Annotated in this window: 7 protein-coding genes, 16 tRNA genes and 1 rRNA gene; 4 read left to right on the forward strand and 20 right to left on the reverse strand. The window is 41.0% G+C overall.

Translation table 11 applies throughout. The features are described 5' to 3' along the window. Window positions 1–146: 146 nt before the first annotated feature. Complete coding sequence (locus ACRRMM_RS09710) at window positions 147–2,090, reverse strand: LTA synthase family protein (RefSeq protein ID WP_116306626.1); 1,944 nt, start codon at window positions 2,088–2,090, stop codon at window positions 147–149. Between the two features lie 534 nt (window positions 2,091–2,624). Between ACRRMM_RS09710 and ACRRMM_RS09715 the strand changes: the two genes are divergently transcribed. From ACRRMM_RS09715 to ACRRMM_RS09730, 4 genes are all read left to right on the forward strand, one after another. Next, entirely contained in the window at window positions 2,625–3,434 is an 810-nt protein-coding gene (locus ACRRMM_RS09715; protein ID WP_428828836.1) for a DUF2262 domain-containing protein, read from the forward strand. An 18-nt stretch (window positions 3,435–3,452) separates the two neighbouring features. Continuing rightward, window positions 3,453–4,142 carry a DUF1963 domain-containing protein gene (locus tag ACRRMM_RS09720; RefSeq protein ID WP_007497003.1) on the forward strand — a complete coding sequence of 230 codons (690 nt, stop codon included), beginning with the start codon at window positions 3,453–3,455 and terminating at the stop codon, window positions 4,140–4,142. Between the two features lie 64 nt (window positions 4,143–4,206). Continuing rightward, window positions 4,207–4,500: a hypothetical protein gene (locus ACRRMM_RS09725; RefSeq protein ID WP_035703359.1), complete on the forward strand. Its 294-nt coding sequence runs from the start codon at window positions 4,207–4,209 to the stop codon at window positions 4,498–4,500. 378 nt (window positions 4,501–4,878) lie between these two features. Then, entirely contained in the window at window positions 4,879–5,424 is a 546-nt protein-coding gene (locus ACRRMM_RS09730) for a histidine phosphatase family protein (protein WP_255836074.1), read from the forward strand. 42 nt (window positions 5,425–5,466) lie between these two features. Here the strand turns inward: ACRRMM_RS09730 and ACRRMM_RS09735 are convergent, their stop codons facing one another. From ACRRMM_RS09735 to rrf, 19 genes are all read right to left on the reverse strand, one after another. After that, window positions 5,467–6,171 (reverse strand): hypothetical protein, encoded by a 705-nt coding sequence (locus ACRRMM_RS09735; protein WP_428828835.1) that lies wholly within the window; start codon window positions 6,169–6,171, stop codon window positions 5,467–5,469. A gap of 119 nt (window positions 6,172–6,290) precedes the next feature. Continuing rightward, window positions 6,291–7,085, reverse strand: a complete 795-nt coding sequence (locus ACRRMM_RS09740; RefSeq protein ID WP_428828834.1) for a phosphotransferase — start codon at window positions 7,083–7,085, stop codon at window positions 6,291–6,293. A gap of 326 nt (window positions 7,086–7,411) precedes the next feature. Beyond that, window positions 7,412–7,493, reverse strand: a tRNA-Leu gene (locus ACRRMM_RS09745). 37 nt (window positions 7,494–7,530) lie between these two features. Next, window positions 7,531–7,619: transfer RNA gene (locus ACRRMM_RS09750), tRNA-Leu, on the reverse strand. A gap of 14 nt (window positions 7,620–7,633) precedes the next feature. Next, a tRNA-Cys gene (locus ACRRMM_RS09755) sits at window positions 7,634–7,704 on the reverse strand. A gap of 5 nt (window positions 7,705–7,709) precedes the next feature. Further along, window positions 7,710–7,784, reverse strand: a tRNA-Gly gene (locus ACRRMM_RS09760). A 7-nt stretch (window positions 7,785–7,791) separates the two neighbouring features. After that, window positions 7,792–7,863: transfer RNA gene (locus ACRRMM_RS09765), tRNA-Gln, on the reverse strand. 9 nt (window positions 7,864–7,872) lie between these two features. Further along, window positions 7,873–7,948: transfer RNA gene (locus ACRRMM_RS09770), tRNA-His, on the reverse strand. A 24-nt stretch (window positions 7,949–7,972) separates the two neighbouring features. Further along, window positions 7,973–8,046, reverse strand: a tRNA-Trp gene (locus tag ACRRMM_RS09775). Window positions 8,047–8,059: 13 nt separating this feature from the next. Further along, window positions 8,060–8,144, reverse strand: a tRNA-Tyr gene (locus tag ACRRMM_RS09780). Window positions 8,145–8,159: 15 nt separating this feature from the next. Further along, a tRNA-Thr gene (locus ACRRMM_RS09785) sits at window positions 8,160–8,232 on the reverse strand. Between the two features lie 6 nt (window positions 8,233–8,238). Next, window positions 8,239–8,314 (reverse strand) — tRNA-Phe (locus ACRRMM_RS09790). 19 nt (window positions 8,315–8,333) lie between these two features. After that, window positions 8,334–8,410: transfer RNA gene (locus ACRRMM_RS09795), tRNA-Asp, on the reverse strand. 15 nt (window positions 8,411–8,425) lie between these two features. Continuing rightward, window positions 8,426–8,502 (reverse strand) — tRNA-Met (locus ACRRMM_RS09800). Between the two features lie 15 nt (window positions 8,503–8,517). After that, window positions 8,518–8,593, reverse strand: a tRNA-Val gene (locus ACRRMM_RS09805). 32 nt (window positions 8,594–8,625) lie between these two features. Continuing rightward, a tRNA-Glu gene (locus tag ACRRMM_RS09810) sits at window positions 8,626–8,700 on the reverse strand. Between the two features lie 17 nt (window positions 8,701–8,717). Then, window positions 8,718–8,808: transfer RNA gene (locus ACRRMM_RS09815), tRNA-Ser, on the reverse strand. Between the two features lie 4 nt (window positions 8,809–8,812). Next, window positions 8,813–8,887: transfer RNA gene (locus tag ACRRMM_RS09820), tRNA-Asn, on the reverse strand. A 9-nt stretch (window positions 8,888–8,896) separates the two neighbouring features. Next, a 5S ribosomal RNA gene (gene rrf, locus ACRRMM_RS09825) occupies window positions 8,897–9,012 on the reverse strand. Window positions 9,013–9,150: the final 138 nt, after the last annotated feature.

Consider the following 9,150-nt stretch of genomic DNA (forward strand, 5'->3'; position numbering starts at 1 on the left):
TGAAATCCCCTAGGACAAAATGAGTTATCGCCAGCTGACCGCTGACGCCACGCTTGTTTCTCCCTAAATATAAACATATTTTGCCAACAAATCAAGCTGTAAGAGAGAAAAAGGCAAGCACCTTTCTGTGCTTGCCCAAAACTCAGTTAGTTAGCAGAAGAATCCGCTTCTGTCTCTTTGTTTGTTTTACCATAGAAATAATCAGATGGATTCACTGGTTTAAAATCAGATAGCTTATGGAATCGAAGAAGATCCCTGTATAGTACTTTATCTGACAAGCTTAACTGATTATCAACACGGGCTTTAATCGCTTCTGTCTTTTTGTTTTGTTTCACCACTTTACCCGTTTTTGTATCGTAGACCGTATTATCTACAAGGGTATATTTTGGTGTCACATAGTTTCCGTTACGGAATGCAACAGTTTGATCGTGCTTCTTAGAGAATAAATCTGTTCCAAAATTCACGTACTCATTTGAATCAATACCTTGTAAGTGAAGAAGCGTTGGCATCACGTCTACTTCACCGCCATACGTATGATTCACGCCGCCTTGTTTCCCAGGGATCCGAATCATGAGCGGTACACGCTGATTTTGTGCATTTTGATATGGCGTAATTTCTTTCCCTTGAATCTCACTCATTGCACGGTTATGGTTCTCAGAAATACCGTTATGGTCACCATATAATAGAATCACTGAGTCTTTATACAGACCCGATTTTTTCAAGTCCTTAAAGAATTGTTCTAATGACTCATCCAAGTATCTCGCTGTTTGGAAATAATTATCCACTGTTTTATCGCCAGTTGTTGCCTTAGCGATTGTCGCATCTTTCTCATCTAAATTAAATGGATAATGGTTGGTCAATGTCATTAAGTGTGCGTAAAATGGCTTTTTCATTGATTCTAACATTGGGATTGATTCTTTAAAGAATGGTTTATCCTTCAGACCCATGTTTACAAGGTTTTCTTCATCCATGTTGTAATAAGATGCATCGAAGAATTGATCAATTCCCATATGTTTATAAATCGTGTCACGGTTCCAGAAAGATTTATAATCCCCGTGAAGCACTGCACTCGTATAGCCTGCTTTTTGATCTAAGATGGCAGGAAGTGATTGGAAGGTATTTTCACCTTTTGTCACAAACGCTGCACCCTCTGGTAAGCCAAACATACTATTATCCATCATCAGCTCAGCATCAGAAGTCTTCCCTTGACCAGTCTGGTGGAAGAAGTTATCAAAATACGTAAAATCTTCTTTTCCATGAGCTAGTTTGTTTAAAAACGGCGTCACTTCTTCTCCATTTAACTTGTAGTCAATTAAAAATGACTGGAAGCTTTCTAAATGGATTTTGATGATGTTTTTCCCTTTAGCTTGACCAAAGTATTCTGCATTTGGTTTCGCATAGTGAGAGGTCGTATAGTTCACGACATCCGTTAAATCATCACTGCTCGCATTTGCTACCTGCGTTGCATTTTGTGCGGTTTGCACGCCGTCATAAATCGCATAGTTATAAACACCTAAATATTTCACAATATACTTATGATCAAATGTTCTCGTCAATAATTCTGGACGATCTTTTTCAGCTAAGTGTAGGTTAACGAAGAACAGTCCAACACCTGCAGCCACAATCAGCAGCGCGAAAGTTTTTTTCATTTGGAACTTCTTCACTTCTGGTCTCCAAATGACAATGGCAATTAAAATGATGATATCTAAGAAGTACAAAAGGTCATGCGGCTTAATACTTGCTAATACACCGCCAGTCATACCTCCCCCAAGATTACCCGCTTGTTTCATTGTCGGGAATGTTAAAAAATCATCAAAGAAACGATAGTACGCTACATTCGCATATAAAAGTGCGGTCATAATAAAATCAATGACAATTAAAGCAATGGCCGATTTACGCCCCTTCAAAAAGAGAGCAAGTCCTAAAAACACGATGGCTGAACTGAATGGATTTAATAAGAGAAGACCCTCTTGAAAAGATCCCTTCACTCCTAAATTAAAGTCCATTTTGTAGGCTGTGTACGATTTTGCCCAAAATAAAAGGACAGCCAAAACAAAAAAGCTATATTTGTTCGCAAATATTTTTTTCATAAAACCTCTTCTTTCTTATTTTCGATCTGATATAAATGAAATCATAAAAAATTTACATTGATTTTGCAAATGTAAATCTTCTGCACCAAGCATTCCGATGCTCTTTTCTCCGCAGGTTACATGTGCTCCTTTAATATAACGAATAAGAAGCATCATAAGTTTCAAAAAAAATACGAGTAAATAAAAGGAAAAATATCCATTTACATTAAATTTACTGCCGCTTCATGTTTCAGAGAATGATGAAGGTTTTGTAAATCACTCAGTACTACTTTACTTTTTTCATCTAATCGTGTCAAAGTAATTATAAAGAAAAGGAAGAATCACCTAGGCTTTTCGACTCACTTAGCCAAATTTATACAAAATCCGAACCGATTTGCTTTTTTATTGTGACTCAACCTCCAGCAATCCATGTATCCTCTCTGTTGCCACAAACCTAAAAAACAGTTTTAAACAAAAAAAGCTTGATTTCCCCTACCAATGTACGGTGTGATAAAGGTATAGCTCCATCAAATAAATCAAGCTGGAGGACATCCTATGAAATCAAACAAACAAATCAACATATTTGAACAAAGATTCTCAGAAGAAGTGATAGACATCATGGCTGTTACAGGACCTTCTGGAGTCGGCGCAGGAAAAGCAGGAAAAGAAACTCTTTGGACTGCTTCAATCCCACTCATTGCATGGAAGGAAAAAGACCGCATCATAACCGAAAAAGTGAGACTGTGCTGGTTAACAGATGAAAAGGGATTACGAGAAAAACAAGCGCAATTACATAAAGAATCTATCGTCACACTTCAAGTACGTAAAGGTGAAGGTGAAGGTGAATTTATGCTCGTTTCACTTGTTGATACAGATACTGAAGATAAGGAACTTCAAGAAATATTAGAAGAAGCTCAACAACCTATCTTTTACCACGATGACAAGCTGGGTACTTTTGAATTAGTGAAAGGACTGGACTTATTTGAAACAACCATCCAGTGGGGCAATGAGGAGTGCCTTCTTTACTTCAATCTTGAAGAAGAGGAAGAAATGAATGACTCTCTGAAAACGGCTAGACAACTCGTAGAAGAGCAGACAACATGGGATGCCTCCATGAAGTCATATGCAGCAAATCAGCTGCTTGAACTAGCAAAAGATTGGCAGGAACAAGACGACTCCGCTGAAAATTCAGAAGAGATCACACCGGATCAATTTATCAGCCGCATCTCTCTTGAAAGCCTCCATGCTTATCCAAATGGAGAATTCGAAGCCTACTATCATGACGGAGATTTATTTTGGGGACATGTCATCATTGTCTCTGGCAATATGAATGGAACGTTTCAAGATGCACACATTGCTGGCTAAAGAAAGGGGGATGGATAAATGAAGATCAAAGCTTTTGACGAATTAAATCAACTAGGAAAAACACCTATTGTAGCCAAAATAGGCGGGTTTCGCCCTGATCCATCTAAGTACAGCTGGTTTGCTGGTCATTTTTTCATCCAACGTGATAAAGGGTGGCCGGCAGATCAAGATGGAGCTATGATTCCCATTTTACAAATGTATTTACCCGAAGTACCAGGGGGAATGAACGGCTTTGATGAATGTAAGATGATTCAAATTTTCATCAACAAGAAAACCCTTCCGATCGATATCGCCAAAAACGGTGAGGGCTGGAAACTCATTGAATATTCATCAATGGAAGGATTAGAAATCGCTGAGACCCCTGAAGACGTGAAAGGAATGAAACCTTTCCAAATAGAGTGGCTCGAAGGGGAACAACCGGATTATCCATGCTGGGAGGAAGCTTGGTCATACGTTGACTTATCAGAGGTTAATGAAAGTGAAGAAGCGACAGATCATTTCTTCGAGCATTACTCAAACTACTCGTTCACAAAAATCGGTGGATACGGAGCTTACATCCAATCTCCTCCCCACCAAATGTCAGGAGAATTCATGCTGCAAATCGCCTCAGAGGAAAAACCTCGGTTCATGATTGGTGATAACGGCACGATGTATTTCTATTACGACAAAGACAATAAAGAATGGTTCATGCACTGGGATTGTTTTTAAAACCAATTGAAAGGAACCATTCCCCTTTCTAAACGTAATAAACGATATGAAGGGGGTCAGTGATATGGGATTCATTTTAGACATCTTCAATCTTGCTCTGTATATCCCTTTTTTACAGGTAGATGAAGATGATATATCACGGAATGCAGCACAGCTAAAAAAATACAGCTGGTTTCAAGCGTTATTAAGTGAACAAACGAGCAGAGAGCTGATCATTTATGATCAAGGAGTCCGCCGTGTAATTGGTCAATTTAAGACGAGTAAACTCCATAAGAAGACATACAACATCAGATGCGAACGAAAGGTACAACAAGCCATACACCGTGCCATGTCAAAACACGGAAAGATCCGCACTTAGCTGTGGCTCTTTCCGTACAAATGTAATAAATCCTTTTGAAGAAAACAATTGACGCTCGGACAACTCTCCCCGTATATTATGTATAAATCCATCTTTTTTTAGAAAAGGGGGCCTTACATGCGCTTGTTTAAGAACTGGAGAAAAAAGCAACACAAACAGCCGATTACTTCAGATACGCAAGAAGACAGCATCCCAATTAATTTTTCCACCCTTCCCTTTGGCACAGACACCATAGATGATTTTTTGTTCAACTTAGACCTAACCTCAAAACTGATAGATCCATACAAAGAAGCAGACACGAACAAATAGAACCTCAACTTTCGTGAACCCTCATCCAATATTGGATGATTTTTTATACTTAGAGGAAGGTGTCCCCCTATGAAGACATATTATTTCGTCAGACACTGTCAAGCAGATGGACAATCCGAGGATGCGTCTTTAACACCTCAAGGCATCACACAATCGCATGAGCTCGCACAGCTTTTTTCCGGCATTCAGCTCAACCAGATCATCTCAAGTCCTTATAAACGAGCGATTCAAACCGCTGAGCCCCTTGCTCATGCCAAACAGATAAAGGTACAAATTGACAAACGTCTCTCTGAACGTAGGTTAAGCAGTCAACCAATGGAAGATTGGTATGAAAAACTAAAGCTCAGTTTTTCGGACATGCATATGACCTGTGAAGGCGGAGAGTCGAGCCAAGAAGCGATGAATCGTATTGTAGAGGCACTCTATGAACAAATAAAATTAGGAAGAGATCATACTTTATTCGCCACTCATGGCAATATTATGAGCCTGCTTCTAAAACACGCCGATCCCGCAATTGGATTCAAGGAGTGGGAACAACTAAGCAATCCAGATGTCTACATCCTGAAATATTTTAAAGCAGACCATGTAGAAATAGAAAGAATATGGCATAAATAAAAAAGGCAGGGTTGACCCCAGCCTTTTTCTTATGAAAAACAACTATTGATTATAGTAAAATGTCTGTACCCACTCATAGGGCTTCTTACGATCCGCACACCATTTCACAAAGCCTCTTGTCTCCGTCTGCTGAAATTCCTTCCAGTCCGATAAAAGCTGGTTATAGTAGACTGCTAGTTTTTCAACATTGGTTTGAACCTTTTTATCTTCGATCAGTTTCATGACATCTTGAATCCCTTGAATTCGCTCATGATCTTTCTCATAGGTGCTTAAATAAAGATCTTCATGTATATGATGAAACGAATACCACAAAGCCGAGAAATAGGTTTCGCAAATTTGAACAATCACTCGCTGCTCTTTGCTGCCTCCCATCTCTAATGCCTTCAATAAATAGGGCAGACCTTCCCCCTGATGCACAAACAAGCCTTGCCAGCGATACGGTCTCACATCCATTGGATCAATATTTTCCCACTCTCGAAGAACAGGGTGGATCACCCCATGTACCAATGGATACACAAGCAAATGATGACCATCCTCAAAACGTTCAATGTAATCAAACAGCCAAGCAACAAATGAACGCCGTGCTGTAAATTCGTTCTTATTCATCTCTTTAACAAAAGACTGAAGAACCTTTAACGCATCTTTACGCAGACCCTGTTCTTTCCTTACACAGTACTGTCTAAAAAGCGGATAATCATGTGATCGCTCATCTTCAATAATAGTCTGTAATATCGTCTTCGTTTGCAAAATAACAACTCCGCCTCTTTACATTCATTCTATTGATATATTATAACCAATTGTAACATCCACATGAAACTAGTAAAAAGATGAGTTGGCCTTTTTCTTTTATAAAACCCTTGGCATCCTCAAATCCATTCTTTTCTGTGTTCATGAATGAATTGAATGTCTTTTTGATAATGTTCAAGGTGCCCGTCATGAATCATTTTTTGAAAGGCTCTATCCCCTTCACTCGCTTTTCGCTTCATGTATTGACATAAACCTTCTAAACGCAGCAACACCATGTCCACATAATCTTCTGGTATTTCCTCACCATAAGCTTCAAAAAACAGTTTGACTCTATACTTTATATGGACTGCATGCTCTAATGAATGATAATTTACGACCTCCCCTGTTTCAGTGCGAAAAAGTCTACTGAGAGGCACACATGTATAAAGAGTATATGCAATATCCCAAAGCCTTGGACCAGGGGCAGCTACATCAAAATCAATGATTCCCACTGGCTTTTTATTGTTGAAAATAATATTGTACATCGCAAAATCATTATGGCACACAACCTCTATGTTGTTAGGCGTATTGTCCATTCGTTCCCAATCGTCTGAAATGGGAAAATCACAAACAGCATCATGGTACAGTCTAAGCATTTTCGCTATTTCTTTTAAAGCATTGTGAGAGCACATGTATTCTTTTAAGGGATCATGACCGGCCTCACCTTCAATGAAGGACAAGATCTCTCTACCTTTTTCATCAACCCCTAAAAACGTTGGAGCATAGGAGAAATTCTTTTTTTCTAAATGCTTTAGCAGCTTTTGTATATTCATATTATCTGACTTTACCTCTCTGCGAACCGTATCTCCCGAACGATATACGTTCGAGACATTTCCACCTGTCAATAACTCCTCATAATCATTTTGTTTTTTCATAAATTCTCCCCCAAAACTGGGTCACAATGATGATGCCAGCTAAAAGATGTGTATGTACCCACAAATATTCATTTAGTTACACAAAGGTAGCACACTGTTTTATGTGAATGTGCTGCCCCATTTTGTTTCCTTACATGGTTAAATGTATCTTATCAAATATTGCAAATCATCTAAAGATTATTCTGCTAAAAGAAGTACATGCTATTTATTTTCTAATAGGTTTCTATTTTTATCTAAATAACTCATTTAAACCACAAAAAAACGTTTCACCACGAGGGTGAAACGTTAGGTTTACGGTAAAAACCAATCATGAAACTTTTAATAGATACCGGTGGCCGGGGTCGAACCGGCACTCCGTGAGGAACACGATTTTGAGTCGTGCGCGTCTGCCAATTCCGCCACACCGGCATGATCATTAAAGAGCGCAACTTATCATAAAAAACAATGGTGCCGAGGGCCGGACTTGAACCGGCACGGTAGTCACCTACCGCAGGATTTTAAGTCCTGTGTGTCTGCCAATTCCACCACCCCGGCAGTCTTTTCAAAAAAGGCGACACCCGGATTTGAACCGGGGATAAAGGTTTTGCAGACCTCTGCCTTACCACTTGGCTATGCCGCCATAATTGGAGCGGAAGACGGGATTCGAACCCGCGACCCCCACCTTGGCAAGGTGGTGTTCTACCACTGAACTACTTCCGCATATCAACTGGGCTAGCTGGATTCGAACCAACGCATGACGGAGTCAAAGTCCGTTGCCTTACCGCTTGGCTATAGCCCAATAATAAAATGGGGCGATTGATGGGAATCGAACCCACGAGTGCCAGAGCCACAATCTGGTGCGTTAACCACTTCGCCACAACCGCCATAGATGTTATGAATCATATAATTGGCAGGGGCAGTAGGAATCGAACCCACACCGGAGGTTTTGGAGACCTCTGTTCTACCGTTAAACTATGCCCCTATGAAAATAAAAATGGTGGAGGGGGGCGGATTCGAACCGCCGAACCCGGAGGGAGCGGATTTACAGTCCGCCGCGTTTAGCCACTTCGCTACCCCTCCACATTTGAAAAACAGTGCCGGCAAGAGGACTTGAACCCCCAACCTACTGATTACAAGTCAGTTGCTCTACCAATTGAGCTACACCGGCAAATAGTGGTGGCTCGGGACGGAATCGAACCGCCGACACACGGATTTTCAGTCCGTTGCTCTACCAACTGAGCTACCGAGCCAAGTATTCTTTTTAAAAAATGGCGGTCCGGACGGGACTCGAACCCGCGACCTCCTGCGTGACAGGCAGGCATTCTAACCAACTGAACTACCGGACCATTAGAGGAAAAATTTGGTTGCGGGGGCAGGATTTGAACCTGCGACCTTCGGGTTATGAGCCCGACGAGCTACCGAACTGCTCCACCCCGCGACGATATAAAAGATATGGTGGAGGATGACGGGCTCGAACCGCCGACCCTCTGCTTGTAAGGCAGATGCTCTCCCAGCTGAGCTAATCCTCCGAATAAAATGCTGGTATGTATTTCTATAAAAATGGTGACCCGTACGGGATTCGAACCCGTGTTACCGCCGTGAAAGGGCGGTGTCTTAACCGCTTGACCAACGGGCCCTTTATTATGTAAATTGTGGCGGAGAGCAAGGGATTCGAACCCTTGAGACGGGGTTACCGCCTACACGATTTCCAATCGTGCTCCTTCGGCCACTCGGACAGCTCTCCAAATTGGCTCCGCAGGTAGGATTCGAACCTACGACCGATCGGTTAACAGCCGATAGCTCTACCACTGAGCTACTGCGGAATGAAGAAAGCCTGGCGATGTCCTACTCTCACAGGGGGAAACCCCCAACTACCATCGGCGCTGAAGAGCTTAACTTCCGTGTTCGGTATGGGAACGGGTGTGACCTCTTCGCCATCATCACCAGACAATTTAGTGACAAAAGATATTATACTATGTATTACAAATAAATCAAGAGATATTTCAAAAAATGTTCTCTCAAAACTAGATAACAATGTTCATTTTTCACATTAGAATATAGGTTAAGTCCTCGATCTATTAGTATC

It is taken from the genome of Bacillus sp. XT-4, from assembly GCF_050864245.1.
Classification (GTDB): Bacteria; Bacillota; Bacilli; order Bacillales; family Bacillaceae; genus Bacillus; species Bacillus altitudinis.